At 45.2% G+C, this 19491-nt stretch carries 16 protein-coding genes; 6 read left to right on the forward strand and 10 right to left on the reverse strand.

Translation table 11 applies throughout. The annotated features are described in order from the left end of the window. Positions 1-15: 15 nt before the first annotated feature. From ppnN to queF, 4 genes are all read right to left on the reverse strand, one after another. Entirely contained in the window at positions 16-1392 is a 1377-nt protein-coding gene (gene ppnN / locus R7F67_RS16590) for a nucleotide 5'-monophosphate nucleosidase PpnN (RefSeq protein WP_005383611.1), read from the reverse strand. A 291-nt stretch (positions 1393-1683) separates the two neighbouring features. After that, complete coding sequence (locus R7F67_RS16595) at positions 1684-3249, reverse strand: sensor domain-containing diguanylate cyclase (RefSeq protein ID WP_005381978.1); 1566 nt, start codon at positions 3247-3249, stop codon at positions 1684-1686. A gap of 98 nt (positions 3250-3347) precedes the next feature. Then, a complete protein-coding gene (locus R7F67_RS16600) occupies positions 3348-5630 on the reverse strand; it encodes a tetratricopeptide repeat protein (protein ID WP_017635678.1) in 2283 nt (760 codons plus the stop codon). 164 nt (positions 5631-5794) lie between these two features. Then, on the reverse strand, positions 5795-6640 hold the full coding sequence (queF, locus tag R7F67_RS16605) for an NADPH-dependent 7-cyano-7-deazaguanine reductase QueF (RefSeq protein WP_005383608.1): 846 nt from the start codon (positions 6638-6640) through the stop codon (positions 5795-5797). Between the two features lie 108 nt (positions 6641-6748). Between queF and syd the strand changes: the two genes are divergently transcribed. Then, the gene (syd, locus tag R7F67_RS16610) at positions 6749-7294 is read left to right on the forward strand and encodes a SecY-interacting protein (protein ID WP_005381970.1); all 546 of its coding nucleotides are present in this window, start codon (positions 6749-6751) and stop codon (positions 7292-7294) included. Positions 7295-7296: 2 nt separating this feature from the next. Continuing rightward, entirely contained in the window at positions 7297-8073 is a 777-nt protein-coding gene (locus R7F67_RS16615; RefSeq protein ID WP_005383605.1) for a Zn-ribbon-containing protein, read from the forward strand. 126 nt (positions 8074-8199) lie between these two features. Here the strand turns inward: R7F67_RS16615 and R7F67_RS16620 are convergent, their stop codons facing one another. The 3 genes from R7F67_RS16620 to metN are packed head-to-tail and all read right to left on the reverse strand — an operon-like array spanning position 8200 to position 10743. Continuing rightward, complete coding sequence (locus R7F67_RS16620; protein WP_005381966.1) at positions 8200-9009, reverse strand: MetQ/NlpA family lipoprotein; 810 nt, start codon at positions 9007-9009, stop codon at positions 8200-8202. Between the two features lie 32 nt (positions 9010-9041). Beyond that, positions 9042-9719, reverse strand: a complete 678-nt coding sequence (locus tag R7F67_RS16625) for a methionine ABC transporter permease (protein WP_005383604.1) — start codon at positions 9717-9719, stop codon at positions 9042-9044. Then, a complete protein-coding gene (gene metN, locus R7F67_RS16630) occupies positions 9709-10743 on the reverse strand; it encodes a methionine ABC transporter ATP-binding protein MetN (protein ID WP_005381962.1) in 1035 nt (344 codons plus the stop codon). The genes R7F67_RS16625 and metN overlap by 11 nt, the downstream gene beginning before the upstream one ends. A 341-nt stretch (positions 10744-11084) precedes the next feature. Here metN and gmhB point away from each other — a divergent pair, with 341 nt between their 5' ends. The 4 genes from gmhB to treC all read left to right on the forward strand — a co-directional run bounded on the left by gmhB (position 11085) and on the right by treC (position 16032). Continuing rightward, entirely contained in the window at positions 11085-11636 is a 552-nt protein-coding gene (gmhB, locus tag R7F67_RS16635; protein WP_005381961.1) for a D-glycero-beta-D-manno-heptose 1,7-bisphosphate 7-phosphatase, read from the forward strand. A 74-nt stretch (positions 11637-11710) separates the two neighbouring features. Beyond that, positions 11711-12658 carry a trehalose operon repressor TreR gene (treR, locus tag R7F67_RS16640; RefSeq protein WP_054576934.1) on the forward strand — a complete coding sequence of 316 codons (948 nt, stop codon included), beginning with the start codon at positions 11711-11713 and terminating at the stop codon, positions 12656-12658. 176 nt (positions 12659-12834) lie between these two features. Next, positions 12835-14259: a PTS trehalose transporter subunit IIBC gene (gene treB / locus R7F67_RS16645; RefSeq protein ID WP_005383602.1), complete on the forward strand. Its 1425-nt coding sequence runs from the start codon at positions 12835-12837 to the stop codon at positions 14257-14259. Positions 14260-14346: 87 nt separating this feature from the next. Beyond that, entirely contained in the window at positions 14347-16032 is a 1686-nt protein-coding gene (gene treC / locus R7F67_RS16650; protein WP_258475884.1) for an alpha,alpha-phosphotrehalase, read from the forward strand. Positions 16033-16131: 99 nt separating this feature from the next. Here the strand turns inward: treC and R7F67_RS16655 are convergent, their stop codons facing one another. From R7F67_RS16655 to R7F67_RS16665, 3 genes are all read right to left on the reverse strand, one after another. After that, positions 16132-17031: a hypothetical protein gene (locus R7F67_RS16655; protein ID WP_318057275.1), complete on the reverse strand. Its 900-nt coding sequence runs from the start codon at positions 17029-17031 to the stop codon at positions 16132-16134. Between the two features lie 131 nt (positions 17032-17162). Continuing rightward, positions 17163-18683: a transcriptional regulator gene (locus R7F67_RS16660; protein ID WP_054700862.1), complete on the reverse strand. Its 1521-nt coding sequence runs from the start codon at positions 18681-18683 to the stop codon at positions 17163-17165. A gap of 90 nt (positions 18684-18773) precedes the next feature. Further along, positions 18774-19376: a YitT family protein gene (locus tag R7F67_RS16665; protein WP_017635671.1), complete on the reverse strand. Its 603-nt coding sequence runs from the start codon at positions 19374-19376 to the stop codon at positions 18774-18776. Positions 19377-19491: the final 115 nt, after the last annotated feature.

Here is a 19491-nt window from a genome sequence, read left to right on the forward strand (position 1 = left end):
CGAATGCTAGCCTGACTATCGACCACCAATTTCCGGGTGAGCGATTCGATAACACGGTTCGTAGTCTGAACCGCCAGGTAATTTCATTCGGTGCTGTTCGACAAAGTCTTTTAGCAACTTATCGAGTTTTTTCATGAGGACTGCGTCGCCATGAATGGTGAAAGGCCCTCTACGTTCTATTTCTCGAATACCTTCAGCCTTTACGTTACCTGCCACTATGCCAGAGAAGGCTTGACGCAAGTTGGCCGCTAAAACTTGCGGTTCTTGATCTAGGCTTAAATCCAATTGTTCCATCGACTCATGAGTAGGTTCAAATGGCAGTTGGAAGTTTGGCTCAATTTTCAATGACCAGTTAAAGCTGTACGCATCGCCTTTCTCTTTTCGGTGAAGGCGTACCGAGTCCATGGAGCGTTTCATAATACGAGCGACTTCTGCCGGGTCGTCAATGATGATCTCGTAGTGCTTTTGCCCTTCCTCACCAAGTGTGTCGCGAATGAACTCATCAATAGAGCGGAAGTACTCTTCACTCTCTTTTGGTCCTGTTAATACGATAGGCATTGGCTGATCGGCGTTATCCGGGTGCATCATGATGCCAAGAATGTACAGTAGCTCTTCCGCTGTGCCCGGGCCACCTGGGAAAATAACGATACCATGAGCCATACGGACGAAAGCTTCCAAGCGCTTTTCGATGTCGGGCATGATGACCAGCTCATTTACTATTGGGTTTGGTGGCTCGGCCGCAATAATCGAGGGTTCGGTTAAACCAAGATAACGTTGCTGAGTATAACGTTGCTTTGCGTGCCCAATTGCTGCACCTTTCATCGGCCCTTCCATTGCACCAGGGCCGCAACCTGTGCAGATGTTAAGTTCACGCAGGCCCAGTTCGTTACCCACTTCACGTGTGTACTGATACTCCACTCCATTGATAGAGTGACCACCCCAACATACGACAAGATTCGGTGCGATACCTGGAGTTAATGCTCTGGCATTACGAAGAATGCCGAACACGAGGTTCGTAATGTGAATTGGGTTAGTAAGGTTGAGCCGCTGGGCGTCTGCCAAATGCATGTTTACGTAAACGATATCACGCAATACGGAGAACAGATGCTCTTGGATACCTTTAATTATTTCGCCGTCAACAAAAGCGTGCTCTGGCGGATTAGTCAGCTCAAGCTTAATACCACGCTCACGACGCACGACGTTGACATCAAACGATTGGTATTTATCGAGCAGTTCTTTCGAGTTATCGGTATGGCTACCGGAGTTCAACACCGCTAATGTGCAATTACGGTACAGCTGATAAAGTTCACTCGAGGCTGTGTTCTTTAAGCGCTCTACTTCTAGTTGAGATAGCAAGTCCATGCTACCAGCGGGGCTTATATGGGTAATCATAACGCCTCCTTGTGTTGCATTAATTTGAGGGAAAGTACCAACTTACCTTTTTGGTGTTATACGTATGGTTTGATGAAAGGTAGTTGGCCGATTTGGTTTTATGGTTATCAACTCCCAAGCAACCTCAAGATGATACATTTGCCTTTTATAAATACATCATCTTGAAGTGACTTGGGTTTTTACAGCTTAGCAGACTAAAAGGGAAGAAATGTGATAACTCGTTGAAAATGGGTGGTTATAAAGCGTAGATTGCACCAAATTTGGTTTGTTTGCTCGCTTTTTGTACGAATCTTAGCTCCAGTTAAGCTGGTTTGTTCCACGTTTTTTAGCGTCCGCAAGCATCTTGCCAAGACGATCGAGCACATACTCTGGCGTATCGGACTCTTTGAAAGACGTCGATACAGCAGCTAAGGTAATCATGATATTTTGCTCACGGAACTTAAAGGGTAATTGGCTAATATCACGCTGGATATGCTTAATCAGATCCAGTGTGTATTCTTCAGATTGTTCCGGGACGAGTAGAATAAACTCCTCGCCACCAAAGCGAGCCACTGTTTCCGTTTCTGATACGCGCTTGTTAATAGTACGAGCGATGATCTTCAGCGCTTTATCGCCAGCCGTATAACCATAGCTATCATTCACCGCTTTGAAGTTGTCTACATCAAATAGCACAACACGAAGGTTTTGCTGAGAGCGAATCCAACGGCGATACTCTAGCTCTAGTCGATCGTTAAATGCAGTGCGGTTATAAACTTTAGTCAGCGGGTCGAGCAACATACGCTGAGCTTGGTCATCTAAGCGTCGACGATAATCTTGCGTAGTTTCAAATACCGCTTCGAGTTGGTTCTTACTGTAACTTAACCGCTCTTGCAGCGCTTGCTCTCGCTCTTCCGTCATTTTCAGTCGCTCTGTCAGCGACGCCATTTTTTCGAGAAGAGGCGTGATTTCTTTTTTCACAACCGCGATATCTTGAGCTTGATTAAGTGACTTTTGGCTTAATTCAACCAAGCTGTTCATTTCTGTGTTGAGCTCTTGGCGGTGTTCAAAGTAGGTATGATGCTGGTCGACGTTCTGATGAACGGTTTTTAGGTTACTTGCGAGAGAAGTGTTCAGCTGATCAAGGAATTGGCTAGACGCCTCGCGCTCGAACTTTGTTGCTTCGACAACCAATTTCAGCGTTGAGAGCGTAAGCTCAATGAGAGACTCGGCACTCACGCCAAGGAGCAACTTAGCGCGAATATCCAGCAATCTATCGCCTGATTCTCCCTCGAAATCCAGCTCTGTAATAGTATGTTGAAGGTCGCTGGCCAAGCATTCAAGTTGAGATCTGTCAGGATTGTTTTCAAATTCACTAAGATGTAGACGTGAATTAGACGTAATGATTTTCAGAGCGCGTTCGTAAATACTCAGTAGCTTAGTGGCTTGATCAGCTTTATTGCTGGCGTGAACTTCAGAGAAACTCATCAGGTTCCGTAGTTCACGTTTTAACTGCGCAGGTAAGCCAGTGACACGTTGCAGTGTTTCACCACTGTGCTTGATTTGTTCGTCAAGGTAACCGTTCTGTTTATCCATCGTCTTCGACTGCTGTTTGAGCATCCTCTCTAATACCGCTAAACGCGGGATAAGAGTGCTGATATCTTTTTGATGTTGCAGCTCTTGTTGGATTTCAAATAGGTAGTTGGATACCTGAGTGTTCGAACCCTGGCAAGCTGAAGACAATGATGCCACAACGCGTTTAAGAACTTGTTGTTCACGTTTGAATTTGAGTGAAGTATCACGATGAGTCAGTCTGAGTTGGTCAAGTTGACAACTCAGCTGATGCAGCTGCGACTGAATATCGGATTCCAAGATTCCCATGAAGTGACTACGGTTAAGTCCATGTACTACTGACAATTATCTGATAATAACAAAAAACTTTATAGCGTCATTAGTTATTACGTTCAACAGGCGTTTAATTATCCATTTTTTAATATTTTCTTGATGTCGTCCTCATTCTTGTAGGACGAATGGATCTTGATCAGGCCTTGGCTAATGGCATGTTGACAGGCAGTTCTTATGTTACCTGTTGCAAAGCTAGCAGCAGGCGCATTATCGATGGCTTTTAAGAACACCCAGTGGCTTTGCTTATCCTTCAAGCTGACTTCTCGTGCGATGTGAGTAGCAAGCAATAACAGATCGAGTAATTCCTCATCGTTAATTGCAGTGTAGGCTCGGGGTAAGAACGGATAATCGCTGATGCCCATACGAATAATACGATTGACGTTGTGCTGCTGTGCGAACTCATCCACCCAAGTCTGGAATTTTTCGAACATGACTTCGGCAGAAGCATCACGGTCAGCGTTCGGTTCTATGTAGAGTAAGTTCGCATCTGAGAAATGGTAAAGACGCGACGGTTTTTCTATTTTTTCCGCAAGGAAGTCGCCAAATGCCCGTTCTAGTTCTAGACCTGCCTTATAGCCGTTATGGACGTACATGCTTCGTAAGAATGGCAAATCGATCATAACAAAGCGTAGGCGATCATTAAGTGGTTCGTGGATCAGTTCACCCATTTGCCATTGCTCGAAAGTTTCGCTCGACTTTTTCAATGAGCGAGAAAGCTTAACATTCAGCATACGCAAGTTACGTAAACGAGAGCGAGAGTGGGTGAAGAGGTCGTTACGCAGTTTTTCGATTTCACTTGCTTGGCGCTGCATAATGACACCACGGCGCATAATGAACAAAAACATGACCAAGACAGTAATAAACAATGCAAATGAGATTTTCTGGAATTTACGATGCTCTCTTTCCACTTGCTCTAAGCGTTCTGATTGACCGATGTAATGGATGGTTTGTTCGGCAAATTCTTTTTGCTGACGGAACGCATCCTCACTGATTTGGTTAAGCTGCTTTTGTTCTAGACGAACGAGGTTGGTGTATTTTTTATAAGCTTGCAGAGAAAGTTTGTATTCGCCTGCCTGCTCGTAACCCAACCCAAGTAAACGGTATGACTGCTGCTTAATGAAGTTGTTATTTTCAGGTGACTTTTCAGCAAGTGCTAACGCCAGCTTAGCATTAGTAATGACGTCTTTACTGTCATTTTGATGATAAGCCAGACCTGACTGAAGCAGGGCAGCCTTTGCTTCAAGCTTAGGAATATTGGTGTATTCTAAAAGCTCTTTAGAGCGGTCTAAGTACTGCTCTGCTAGCGCGTAGTTATAGAGTTGTAGGTAGGTAGCCGCCAAGCTTAAGCGAATTTTAATGATTCTATTGATGTTCTTACTGGTACTTTCATGGTCAAGCACGTTGAAGTAATGCACTAACGCAAGGTTAAACTTACCCTGATAAAAGTAGATGTCGCCCATTTGCTCTAGGACGTCCGCTAGGATCGGAGAGCTAGGGTAAGAGTCATAAAAATCTGCGGCTTGAGATAAGTATTCGATCGCTTTGTCGTACACTCGTCGCTCCTGGAAGAGCCTAGCCAAAAGGCGATTCACTTTTGCTAATCTTGCACCACTGTTACTTTCAATAGATTGCCAATAACCGTATAGCAGCTCTGACAAAGCCAAATTGTATTTCTTGCTATTGAGGTAAAACTCGCCGACGGCTGTGTAGTAGTCGATCAAGGCTAACTCAGAGCGGCTATCGTCAAGCATGGTCTTTGCTTCAGAGTACAAGTTTTCCGCTTTAATGATATCGCCACTATGTGAAGCGAGGAGTGCTCTTTGCATCACTAGTCGGTAGCGAACGCTGTCGGTGCGTTGTAATACGGCATCGGCTTCATCGAGCTGTTGTTCAATTTGGTTAAGCGTGTCTTCCGCTTTTGAGTAGTTTTCGTCGTACATCCAAATCATTTGGTTGCGCATCAGCTGGAGATCTAAGTCCATGTACGGCAATTGATATTCTTGCGCTAAGCGTTCCGCTTTATTTAGGTGCTCGATAGCCGAACGAACATTACCCATGGCGTAATCTGCCTGAGCGATAATCTTGTGCGCTTCGATGGTGCTGCTTGGTGTGCGAACGCTACGATCTGTTTCGTCGCGAGACATGGCTGAAGGGCTGTCACTTTCTTTGCGTTCTGTTAGCTCACGCTGTGACAAATAGTTGGTTGCCGCTTGTTTTGCTTGTGATGGCTCTATTTCCGCCAATTGTTGTGCTTCGTTGAGTAACGCGGACGATAAAATGGTAGCATGAAGTGGCTGTACAAACAGCAAGCAAAGAAAGCCAATCAACTTGAATAGACGCGAACTGTCCCAAAACATCCTTTCGTTCCCTCGAACTGTTTTTAGATATGGCGATAACGGCGAAAAGCCTCAATTAGCCGTTTAAATGCGGGTTGAAGCCATTTGATATAGTAACATGCTTGGACAATAAAAACGTCCGGCAACCCTTTAGATTGCCGAACTTATTTCTGTTGCCTATGCGCTTACTGACGAGCCATACGGTGATTGTGAGCTGGCTTATCTTGTTCCGTTGAGCGGTAAGGGTTGATATCCAAGCCTCCACGGCGCGTATAGCGGGCAAATACGGTCAGTTTGCTTGGTTGGCAGTATTTCATTAGATCCGTAAAAATACGCTCTACACACTGTTCGTGGAACTCATTGTGCTCGCGGAAAGACACTAAGTAACGTAACAGCTTCTCACGATCTATTTTTGCGCCTTGGTAGCGAATTTCTACGCTGCCCCAGTCTGGCTGGTTAGTGATCAAACAGTTTGATTTCAATAGGTGGCTATGTAGCACCTCTTCAACTTGTACTTCACCTGCTGCACCTTCAAGCAAATCGGCATCGAAATCGTAACTGGTGATGTTAATGTCTTGGTCATCAATACATTCACCGTCCATTGTTACGATAGGTTGATTGGTATAGTGGGTCACTGGATTCACCTCAACCAGCACCTTTTCACCTGCGCATTCAGAAAGGTCTTGTGTTAAACGCTCAGTCACTTCTTCCCAGCTTGCAAAGCGGGTTTGGTTATAGCTGTTTAAGTACAGTTTGAAAGACTTCGATTCAATCAAGTTTGCGCTGGTGGCTGGAATGTATACTTCGCCAACGGCCACTTGTGGTAAACCTTTACTATTTAACCAAGACAGTTCATACAGCGTCCAAATGTCGTGCCCCATGAAAGGCAGAGTATCGCCTAACTGAAGGTCATCTCGGTTCAGGCTGCGAGGGACTGGTTGCAGCAAGCTTGGGTCATACTGGTTCGCATACTCGGTCGTTTTACCTAGTGTTAGGCCAGCAAGCTCTTTAGCGTCAGAATATTTGCTCATACTTTGTGGTCGTTTTCGATTAGAATGGCGAGAATTTTACTGAATCCGCTGGTCAATTGCCATCCGGCAAGTACGGCTATCTGATAAATAAGGAATGAGGAGACCTTCATGACCCAAAACGTTACTCAGGCGCTACAAGAGTTCAGCCTGCGCTACCAACAAGCTTGGCAAGCTAAGCACAATGAGTTGCCAAGCAGTGAAGAGCTTGCAGAGCTTGTTTCTCCTTGTGTCGAAGAGAAGCGTGATGGAAAGGTGCTTTGGAAAGCGGTCGCACGTGATGAAATGGCCGATTTCACCAATGTGGAAAATGCGATTGAGTTGTCACTGCAAGATGATGTTAAAGCCTTTTATGGTTCTCAATACTGCGCCGATATGGAGGCAACTTGGCAAGGTAATTCGTTGACGCTGCTGCAAGTGTGGAGCGATGACGATTTCGTGCGTCTACAAGAAAATATTCTTGGTCATTTGGTGACGCAGCGCCGCTTGAAACTTAAACCAACAGTATTTATCGCAGCGACAGATGAGGAAATGGATGTGATTTCTATTTGTAACCTCACTGGCAATGTGATTCTAGAGCGTTTGGGCACCTCTAAACGTGATGTATTGGCAGATTCATTGGTTGAGTTCTTGAATAAGTTAGAGGCTGCCGTCTAAGTATGTATGTTGTTGAGTTGCAGTTTGAGTGTTTTGATAACACCACCGTCAGCGCGGTAGACAAAGCCATTAATGGCTTGATGGATGCTCTGCGTTACAACGGCCAAGTATTAGGTCGTGAATTCCCGATAGTGATGGGAGAAGGTGAATTTTTCGTTCGTGTTGTTTGCCCAGAACAAGACAGCTTGCATCCACGTTATCACTCAGATTTCGTCAAAGTGTGCATGAACCGTTTGTCGGATGCGTCTTTGCTTGCTCCGAAAATGCGTATGCTGGGGCGTGATTTGAATTCAGAACAAGCAGCCGAAGAAGAGACACCTAGCTGGCAAGTGTTGTACACGACTTATGTTCATACGTGTTCGCCTTTGCGAAGTGGTGAAACCCTGTTGCCAATTCCTTTGTATCGCAATGAGCCAACACTTAATGGAGACCATAAAGCCGTCATTAAGTGGCAGACTGAGTGGCAAGCGTGTGATGAAATCCAAATGGCAGGGGGTTGCCGAGCGGAACATGCGGCGCTGCACGAAATTTGCGATGTGGATAGTGTGCTGTTTCGCCGAGGTTGGGACTTACGTGGCCGTATCGAATACATCACGAAGATCCCTACGTACTATTACCAGTATCGTGTCGGAGGTCAGTCGCTGGAGAGCGAGAAAGCGCGCAAGTGTCCAAAATGCGATGGCGAGTGGCTACTCGATGAGCCACTACATGACATATTTCATTTTAAGTGTGATGACTGCCGAATCGTGTCGAATATCTCTTGGGACCATCTTAAGTAGCGAATTGAAGCTACTTAAATGGGTAGATAGACAAATAGAAAGGGCTGATGTTTTCACATCAGCCCTTTTGTGTTTAGAACGTTTATGTTTAGAACGTTGTTTTCAGTCATGTTTTGAAAAGTGGGATTACCAACCTTTCACAACACCGCCTTTGAACAGCTCTTTTGCCGCTTCGTAAACTTCTTCCGTTTGGTAAGCTTTTACGAAGTTTTGTACGTTTTGCGCATTAACATTTTCTTCGCGAGCGACAATTAGGTTTACGTATGGTGAGTCTTTATCTTCAACGAACACGCCGTCACGCTCTGGCGATAGGTCGATAGAGCTTGCGTAAGTGGTGTTGATGATAGATAGCGTTACGTCATCCAGTGAACGTGGAAGCTGTGGGGCTTCTAGTTCAATGATTTCGATATTTTTAGGGTTGCCTACGATGTCACGTACTGTAGCGAGTAGACCAACGCCATCACGTAGCGTAATTAAACCTTGCTGCTCAAGAAGCAGTAGTGAGCGACCTAGGTTAGTTGGGTCGTTTGGTACTGCGATGCGTGCGCCATCTTGAATTTCATCAATTGATTTTACTTGCTTTGAGTAACCAGCAATAGGGTAAACGAATGAGTTACCCGCGATAGCCAGTTTGTAGCCGCGGTCTTTCACTTGTTGGTCTAGGTATGGTTTGTGCTGGAACGCATTCGCGTCTACTGAACCATCATCCAGAGCGGCGTTTGGTGTTACGTAATCGGTAAATGTTACTAGCTCAACATCTAGGTTGTATTTCTCTTTTGCTACTTTAGCGGCAACTTCGGCTACTTGTGCTTCAGCACCAGCAATAACGCCAACTTTTACTTTGTTTACGTCTACTTCTTTGTCGCCGCAACCCGCTAGAGCAAGAGCAGAGGCGGCCGTTGCTACAGTCAAAAGACCTTTAAGGCTAAATTTCATCTTTATCTCCTTATAATTTGTATTTTTGATGCTTATCTGTGGTCTACACGGCGCACCACTGCGTCGCCGATAGACTGAATAATCTGTACTAGAACAATCAACATCACGACAGTCACGGCCATGATAGTTACATCGTAGCGGTGGAAACCGTAACGAATGGCTACGTCGCCTAGGCCGCCGCCGCCTACCGTACCCGCCATAGCTGAGTAGCTAACGAGAGTGACCAACGTAATCGTTACTGAGTTAACAATAGTCGGCATTGCTTCAGGTAGTAGAACTTTTGTGATGATCTGTGTTGGTGTCGCCCCCATTGACTGCGCTGCTTCCACCAAGCCTGTCGGTACTTCTAATAAAGCACCTTCAATGAGACGAGCGACAAAAGGAATGGCGCCAATAGTCAGTGGGACGATTGCTGCGGTTGTGCCGATAAAGGTTCCAACCAGCATTTTTGTCACTGGAATAATCGCAACCATCAGTACGAGGAATGGCACTGAGCGACCAATGTTAACGATAGCGCCTAAGCCGCTATTTAGTTTGGTGTTTTCAAGTAGGCCGCCTTTCTTAGTAATATGGAGGATTACGCCTAATGGAATACCCACAGCAAAGCCGACTAATCCGGCAACCGCAACCATGTAAAGCGTTTCCCACGTTGCACCTAAAAGTAGTTTGCTGTTTAAGCTCAGCCATTCAGAAATCGTATTAAAGGACATAACCAAGTACCTCTACTTTTACGTTGTGCTTACGCAGGTATTCAAGAGCTGCGTTGTCATCTTCTTCGTTACCAAATAGCTCTGCGACCATCATGCCGAATTTCACGCCACCAGCGTAATCAAGGTCGGAACTCAAAATACTCACATCAATATTGTATTTACGAGAAATTTGCGACATTAACGGTGCATCGACGGTTGCGCCAGTAAACTCTAAGCGAACCAACGGGTAGCTGCCATCAACACGCTCTGCTTGCAGACGAGCTTGGTAATCTTCAGGAATGGAAAGATCCAGCGTTGAGCGAATGAATTGGTGCGCTAGCTCTGTCTTAGGGTGCGCAAAAATATCGCCAACGGTGCCTTTTTCCACCAGCTCACCACCACCGATGATTGCTACTTCGTGACAGATACTTTTTACGACTTCCATTTCGTGAGTGATAAGTAAAATCGTGATGTTGAGTTTGCGGTTGATCTCTTTCAATAACTCAAGGATAGATTGAGTTGTTGCCGGGTCTAGCGCACTAGTGGCCTCATCACAAAGCAGCACGCTAGGATCGGATGCCAATGCACGAGCAATTGCCACACGCTGTTTTTGGCCGCCACTTAAGTTAGATGGGTAGCTCTCGTGTTTGTCGGCTAAGCCTACAAGCTTTAGCAACTCAGTTACTTTTGTTGTGATTTGCGATTTGTCTTTACCTGCCAGTTCTAGTGGCAGTGCTACATTATCAAACACAGTACGAGACGAAAGCAGGTTAAAGTGCTGGAAGATCATGCCAATGTTACGGCGTGTTTCGACTAGTTGTTTTTTGCTGAGTTTGGTTAGATCCACACCATCAACGATGATGGAACCAGAGGTCGGCGCTTCTAACATGTTTACGCAGCGAATCAGCGTACTTTTACCAGCACCTGATGAACCGATAACACCAAAGATGGTGCCTTTGTCGATGTGTAGGTTAATGTCTTTCAGGGCAAGGATTTCCTTACTGCCTTGGTAGAACACTTTATTGACGTTTTTTATTTCTATCATGTTTCAACCTGCCCAAAGATACGGGGAACTTCGCTGTCAAAAACGGCCTTTGACAGAACTTAATGTTGAGCTTTATCTCAATTTTCAGTTGATGCTATGGGTTAAGCAGAATGAAGTCAATAGATATTTTTACGTCTAGACGTCTAAATGTATGGATGTTCTGTTTTAAAACGAAGATGTATAGATAACAAGCAGGAGGTAGACGGCGGGGCACCCTCAGATTTACCGATTCTTGCCCAACAAATCAACCGTTTTGTCGAGGCCTAGAATGAATTAGATAGTGTTGAAGTTTATAAGGTATGTAATAATCTGATTAAACCGAGTTAATAGAGAAATACGTTTTGGCAAAACCTGCTGTTTTTATCGATCGTGATGGCGTGATAAACGTTGACCACGGCTACGTTCATGACGAACATGATTTTGAGTACATTGATGGTGTATTTGAAGCGACGAAAGCGCTAAAAGATAAAGGCTACCTTCTAGTGTTAGTGACGAATCAATCGGGCATCGCACGCGGTAAATTCAGTGAAGACCGTTTCTTGTCTCTGACTCAATGGATGGATTGGAACTTTGCTGATAATGGTGTTGAGTTCGATGGTATCTATTACTGTCCACATCATCCAGAACATGGCATTGGCGAGTACAAGCAAGATTGTGAGTGCCGTAAGCCAAAACCAGGCATGTTCATTTCTGCGCGTGACTTCTTGAAGATCGACATGGAGAAATCTGTGATGATCGGCGATAAAGCTGAAGACATGATGGCAGCAGAAGCGGCAGGCGTTGGCACTAAGATTTTGGTTCGCACTGGTAAGCCAGTAACGGAACAGGGCGAAGCCATTGCAACGGTAGTATTAGATAGCATTGCAGATGTGCCTGCGTACTTAAACAAGTAATCTTCATTACTGACTGAGATAAGGGAAGCCGCTGCTTCCCTTTTGTTTGATTCCTTCTTTTAGTCTGAACACTTATGAGCAAAAAACTCACCATTCTTGATATCGCGAAATTGGCTGGCGTGGGCAAATCGACGGTCAGCCGTGTGCTTACCAATGATCCCAAGGTAAAACCGCAAACGCGAGAGAAGGTTGAGCAAATCATTCGTGAATCTGGTTATGTGCCGTCCAAATCTGCGCAATCAATGCGTGGCGGCCGCCAAAAAGTTATTGGGGTTATCATCTCCCGTTTAGATTCACCATCAGAAAATCGCGCCGTTGGTACAATGCTCAATGCTTTGTATTCCGCTGGTTATGATGCGGTGATCATGGAGAGCCAATTCGATCGCGATAAAACCAATGAACATTTGGATGTGCTTAAACGTCGCAACGTCGATGGGGTGATCGTGTTTGGCTTTACTGGATGTGATGAGCGAGCATTGGCGGAGTGGGGGAATCGTATCGTCGTGATCGCGATGGACACGCAAATGGTTTCTTCGATCAACTACGACAACCAAGGTGTGATAGACATGGCTTTGTCTCATCTTGAGCAGCAATCTTTATCTCGCATTGCTTATATTGGTGTTGACCCTGAAGACAAAACCACTGGCTTAGCTCGTCTAAATGCTTATAAAGCTTGGTGTCAACGCAAACAAATTACACCTTGTTTCCAGACGGGTAAGCTGAGCCATGAAAGTGCTTATCAGTTGGTAGACAAAGTCCTTCAATCTGACACTCAGGCCATCGTGTGCGCCAGTGACACCATCGCGTTGGGCGTGATTAAGCGTCTTCAAGAGTTAGGACGTGAAGACGTGGTTGTGACAGGTGTTGGAGGTAATGAATTGCTCTCTTTCCTTTTCCCTAAAGTATTTAGTGTCGACCCAGGTTATACCCTTGCAGGTGAGAAGTCCGCTAACATGCTGATCAATCAATTAAATGGCGATGAGGAAGTGGTTCACTTTACTCAACAGCCTATCGTTTGTTAATCCACACTAAAACGATCTGCTCTAAAATTATACTGTGATCATTCTCAATTAATGGGACTGTTCCCATTTTGTTTTTTGTCTTCGAATGGCAATATTAAAATTAAGAAATGGGAATGTTCCCATTTATAAAAACAAAATGATGAATCGAATGTATCCAATACAGGGTGGACAAAGTTATGAGTAAGATTGCGCGTAAAGACGTGGAGCGTCTTATTGAGCTGGTCGGGGGGCCGGACAATATTGCCAGTGTAAGTCACTGTTTAACTCGCTTGCGTTTTGTTCTAAATGATACGGACAAAGCAGATACGAAACAGTTAGAAACATTACCGATGGTGAAGGGCTGTTTTACCAACGCAGGCCAGTTCCAAGTGGTTATCGGTACTGAAGTGGATGAAGTTTACAAGGTACTGATCGGACTGACGGGTAAAAGTGAAGCCAGCAAAGACGAAGCGAAGAACGCTGCTCGTCAAAACATGAATATCGTTGAGCGTGGTATTTCCCACCTTGCAGAAATCTTTGTACCACTGCTACCAGCGATCATCACCGGTGGTCTGATCCTTGGTTTCCGTAACGTGATTGGCGACATCAAGATGTTTGATGGTCAAACGCTAACGGAAATCAGCCAGTTTTGGGCAACGGTACACTCTTTCTTATGGCTGATTGGTGAGGCGATCTTCTTCTTCCTACCAGTTGGCGTGTGTTGGTCGACAGTGAAAAAGCTCGGCGGTACTCCGATTCTGGGTATCACGCTTGGTGTAACATTGGTTTCGCCGCAGTTGATGAACGCCTACCTGATTGGTAAGCAAGTACCCGAAGTGTGGGATTTTGGCTTATTCGCCATCGAAAAAGTGGGCTATCAGGCGCAAGTGATTCCAGCAATGCTTGCTGGTATGGCTCTGGCGTTTATTGAAACCAACTTAAAACGCATCATTCCGTCTTACCTTTACCTAGTGGTCGTGCCGTTTGTCTCAATCATTGTGTCTGTGATTCTTGCGCACTCTATCATTGGTCCATTCGGTCGTATGTTGGGTGACGGCGTTGCTTTCGCAGCAAAAGCAGCCATGACGGGTGACTTCGCAATGATTGGCTCAACCATCTTCGGCTTCCTATACGCGCCATTGGTCATTACTGGTATTCACCACACCACCAACGCGGTTGACCTTCAATTAATGCAAGAGCTAGGCGGCACGCCAATTTGGCCTCTGATTGCGCTTTCAAATATTGCTCAAGCGTCTGCGGTCGTCGGCATCATTATCATCAGTAAAAAACATGGCGAGCGTGATATCTCAGTACCTGCGGCTATCTCTGCTTACCTTGGTGTGACCGAGCCGGCGATGTACGGCATCAACTTGAAATACAAGTTCCCAATGCTGAGCGCGATGATCGGTAGTGCGTGTGCTGCTGCTATTTGTGGTAGTGCGGGCGTAATGGCGAACGGTATCGGTGTGGGCGGTTTGCCGGGCATCTTATCTATCCAACCGCAGTTCTGGGGCATTTTTGCTTTGGCTATGTTAGTCGCAATGCTGGTACCTGCTGCATTAACGTTAATTCTTTATAAGCGTGCACAAGCCAAAGGTGAGCTTGAGCCTGCAAACGCGTAATTCTATTTGAGGCAGTGACTTGGCTGCCTCCTCCTATTTTTCTTTTCAAATTTTAAGTTTCCGATAACTGGTAAGTGAGTGTTAGAAATGGCTATGACCAAGCATGATGAGAGCTGGTGGAAAACCGCAACCATCTATCAAATTTACCCAAAAAGCTTTTGTGACAGTGGCAGTAAAGGCACGGGCGACATCAAAGGGATCATTTCTAAGCTGGATTATCTTAAGCATCTTGGTGTGGATGCGATTTGGCTGACGCCGGTTTACCAATCACCAATGATCGACAACGGTTATGACATATCCGATTACTACTCGATCAACCCTGAGTTCGGCACTATGGAAGATTTCGATACTTTGCTAGCAGAAGCGCATCAGTTGGGCATTCGTATTATCATGGACATTGTAGTGAACCACACGTCGACAGAACACAAGTGGTTCCAATCCGCACTGGGTGATAAAAACAGCCCATACCGTGATTACTACATTTGGAAAGATCCGGTAGATGGTGTAGAACCAAACAACTGGCAATCTAAGTTTGGTGGTAACGCTTGGGCGCTGGATGAAAAAACAGGCCAGTACTATTTGCACCTTTTTGCTAAAGAGCAAGCGGACTTAAACTGGGAAAACCCAGTAGTGCGTGAAGAAGTGAAAGAAGTCATCAGCTTCTGGGCAGACAAAGGTGTCGATGGTTTCCGTCTCGACGTTATCAACCTGATTTCCAAGCAGCAAGATTTTCCAAGTGACGATATTGGTGATGGTCGTCGTTTCTACACGGATGGTCCACGTGTGCACGAATACCTTCAAGAGATTAGCGAATCTGTGTTTCAAAAATACGGCAGCGTAACAGTGGGTGAAATGTCTTCCACCACACTAGATCACTGCCAGCAATATTCTTCGCTAGACGGCAAAGAGCTATCCATGGTGTTCAACTTCCATCATCTGAAAGTCGATTATCCAAATGGTGAAAAATGGACCAAAGCGCCGTTTGATTTCATTCAGTTAAAACAGATCTTCAATCATTGGCAAACGGGCTTAAATGGCAAAGGGTGGGGGGCGCTGTTCTGGTGTAACCACGACCAGCCACGCGTTGTGAGCCGATTAGGTAACGACGAGCAATACCGTGTTGAATCTGCCAAGATGCTTGCGGCATCAGTGCACATGATGCAAGGCACACCTTATGTTTACCAGGGGGAAGAGATCGGCATGACCAACCCGGGTTATACCGAAATCAGCCAATATCGTGATGTTGAAAGTACTAACATGTACGACATCATGGTCAACCGTGATGGTGTATCTCATGACGATATGATGGCGATCTTGGCACAGAAGTCGCGTGATAATTCACGTACACCAATGCAATGGAACAGTGCAAAACACGCGGGCTTTACTGAGGGAACGCCGTGGCTTGAAGTGGCGCAGAATTACTCTGAAATCAATGCTGAAGCTGCGGTTGCCGATTTGAACTCGGTGTTCTACTTTTACAAGCGTCTGATTGAACTGCGTAAACAGGTTCCAGTCATCACCGATGGCCGTTATGAAGATTTACTGCCAGAGCACAAACGTATTTTCGCTTACGTTCGTCAGAACGATAAGCAAACGCTGCTGTGTATCAATAACTACTATGCTGAAGAGGTGGAATGCGTTCTGCCAGAACGTTTTGATATGAGTAAAGCGAAAAACTTGCTATCTAACTATCAAAACTCAGCGAGCGCAGTCGCGTCAAACCATCAAGTGTTACGACCTTACGAAACTCGTATTTTATTGATAGAAGAATAAACTCGGGTGTCATCACCCCTAAGATTGATGTTCGAGATGAAGGCTTTGGTGTGCTCCCCAAAGCCTTCTTTTATTGAGGTATCTATAAAAAATGCAAGCTTATTTTGTTTCAATCGCTGTTAGCTGCACTTTCTCTTCGTTGATTTGTACTTGTTGTACTTTCAGCAGTTCAATTTGTTCTATCAGACCTAAGCTCGGATTAAACCAACGTTCTGCCGAAGTGGCGAACTCCATTGAGTCCATATCATCACAGTTTAGGTTGTAGATGTTCTCTTCCATCAGGTATGCCGCTTCAATTTTCTTGCCTGAGATCGAGAACGCTTTACGCACGCCAGTTTCTCGGATTTGCTGTTGCCAAACCACTTGGCAAGATGCTGTCATAGGAAGGTTTTGTACCCACTCATGCCCTTCAAAACGGTCTAGTAGGTTGTGAACTGAGTAGCCTGTAAGAGTGGTTTGCAGAGACATAGTTTCTTCACCGATGTCAATATTCGGGCTTTTCTCTTTTACGTCGTCACCGTTTAGGCGGAAAATCGGACCGCTGTGCATAAGCATGGCAATAAACTGATGACCAATGAAATAAGCGTCAGTGATTTCATGGAGTGCACCATCTGATCCTGCAAAGTAAAGCGTATTGCTCTCTTCGTCGTCGTTGTACTGCTCGTCTGAATAGTAGAACTGTTCGGCGCCGTAGTTCATCAAGTCATTAACCAACTGGACCATTGCCTCGCTGTTTGGGATTTGTGCCAATGCTGCCAATATTTGCTCGCTATCCATCGCTTGGAGGCTCAGTTTCATGTCGCCCTCTGGTTGGCCATCCAAGCTAAACGAATAGCTCAATTGTGTGTTTGGTACAGGAGCGAAAATGGAGTTGTGAATCGAGACGTCGAAACTTTCTTGAGGCACTTTGTTTGGATTCGCACTGCCAGAAGACGAACCTCCGCCACAGCCGTAAAGAGCCAGAGTTGCTGCTGCGATAAGCGTCATTTTGTTTAGCATGGTTTACATTCCTGATTGATAAGGCCGCTTCATGTTGGGCCGTTGCTTGAATGCGAGCATGCTAAGTTCAGCGAGAGAAAAAGGGCAAAAAACAAAAGATAACAGGGGTTAATGAAAGCTTAATTTTATATTTAGGTCTTTGTTTTATTTGGATTTATTTCGTTGGCTACATTAGTGCAATACTCGTTAATGAGCGCTTTCCATCGGCTTATGATTTCTTGATCGGTCACACTAACATGCAACGTTTTCCACGGTTGGAGGCAAGTCTCTTTGGATTCAGATTGAGAAAGACGCTCAAACAAGGTTTCGGAAGGTAAAACGCGCAGCAGCGCCACCAGTGATTCCATGTAGTTGAGACGGAACTGTTCAAGTTTGTTCTGCTTGTAAGCAATGTGAGACACAAAGGTATAAATAAGTGCGTTTTGGATGCGTGAGTCGCCATCTGGTGTCGTTAACAGAGCTTTTGCCCTGTCTAAGTTACCTAATTTGAAATGCAATAGACCTAACCAGAGGCTCAGCTCATCTGGCAAAACATCAAACGACGATTGTACTTGAGTTAAATACGCTTCCAGCTTTTGATGTTCGTGCTCGTATAAGGCGAGATGTCTTGCCGTTGTTATAGCCGCAAACTCATCAGATTGTCGGAGAGGTTGGCTAGAAAAGGCATTCTCGAATAACATTTTTTTGTGAATATCCGAAAGCTGCCACGTACTTGCCGAAGGTGCAGGCAGATTGAAGTATTGCGCGACATCCGAGTGCATTTGGAAAATATCCGATTGTAAGTCAGATAAACGCAGTGTGTACTCATTGCGAAACGCTAGCTTGCCCGTCGCAGGATAAATAAGGTTCATCTGCGCTTTCAAGATGCCCTGTTTTGTGCCGTCTTTTAACTCGATATTGAGCTCGTAGTCGCTGGTCTGCATGTTTCGTGCGCCAGGGAAATATGGCGCATGACCGATAGGATCAAGAAAGTAACTGGGAGCATCTTGGTTGGCGATGTCGGTGTATGGATATTCGACCTGTTGTTGCAGCAAGATGGCTTTGACCAGTATGCGGTATTTTCGCGCCTGAGAGCCGATTGAATCGACACGGTTGAGTAGTAGCTCGACTTTGGGAATCAGTAGTTGATGACGTGTTTGTTGTGTTGAGATTTCTTGGCGTTGCCATAACAAGCTTGCGAGCGTCACGCTACAAACTGCAAGTATGGCACACAAGCTATAAGCAAAAATCAGCTTGAAGTTCTTATTCCTCGCAACCTGAGTTGGGATAACGCGTCGATGGCTTTTCGCTGGTGGCACCAAACGAATATTGGCAGGGTTAAGAAAGTAGCCTTTGCGGGGGTAAGTGACTAAAAGCTTAGCGGCATCGTATTCGGGTAAGTACTGCTGTAGCAGGGCACGTAAGGTGCTAATGCGGTTCGTGAGCACATTCTTAGAGATGAACTTGCTCTGCCAAATGGTTTCAATAATGGTGTCAGCAGAGAGTGGGTGGCCAACGCTTGTTAACAGCAGTTCTAATAATTCAATGGTGCGAGGTTCAAGATCAATCGCGATAACATCTTGATGAAGGGTCTGTGTCTTCGGGTTATAGATCAGCTCTCCAATCGCAATACAACTGTGAGTCTGTTTAGCTTGTTGCAGAAAGTCGCGCATACCGTACCGATCTATTTGGAAATCGCGAAGTATTATATAGCGATTGGAGCGCGAAATCTTATAAATCGCGCTTCAATCATTATCAAAAATTTATGAACCGTAGGTCACGGAATAGCGGTGCGGTTTGTGGTTCATCGCTAACACGAGATTGAGTGCAAACGCCCCCAAAATTGAAAGGCCAATCACTTCTGGTGTGACAAAGAAGAATGAAGCAAACAGGATACATGCATCGATTGCCATTTGGCTTTTGCCAACTGAAATGCCAAATTTGTCTTGGATAAACAAACACAGCACGTTAAAGCCACCCAAGCTGGAGCGATGTCGGAATAGGATCAGCATACCGAGCCCCATTAAAAGCCCGCCTGCGACGGCGCAATAAACTTCATTTACCGATTCGAGCGAGATTAGCAAATAAAGATGATCGGCAAAGATAGAAACCAACGCGCCAGAAATGGCACTATTAATGGCGAAATGACGGCCGAAGCGTTTCCATGCTAGTAAGTAAAAAGGACTGTTTGCTAAAAAGTACAGCACACCAAAGGTAAAAGGTGTAAATTGGCTAATAAGCAGAGCCAATCCAGTCGTGCCTCCCGTTAGAAGGTTCGCGGATTGGAGAAAGAAAACGCCTTGAGCTACTAAAAAGGTACCCGTGAGAATCGCTATCCAGTCTTCTTTTAATGAGTGTTTTTCCATCAATATTGCAGTCATTAGTGATAAATAAGGCGTGCATAGTAGTAAAAAGATGATCTTTTCGGTAGCTAGAGGGTAAAATTTACGGTAAACCTATGTAATTGCTGTTTTACAGGGT

The organism is Vibrio sp. YT-17, assembly GCF_033337375.1.
Classification (GTDB): domain Bacteria; phylum Pseudomonadota; class Gammaproteobacteria; order Enterobacterales; family Vibrionaceae; genus Vibrio; species Vibrio alginolyticus.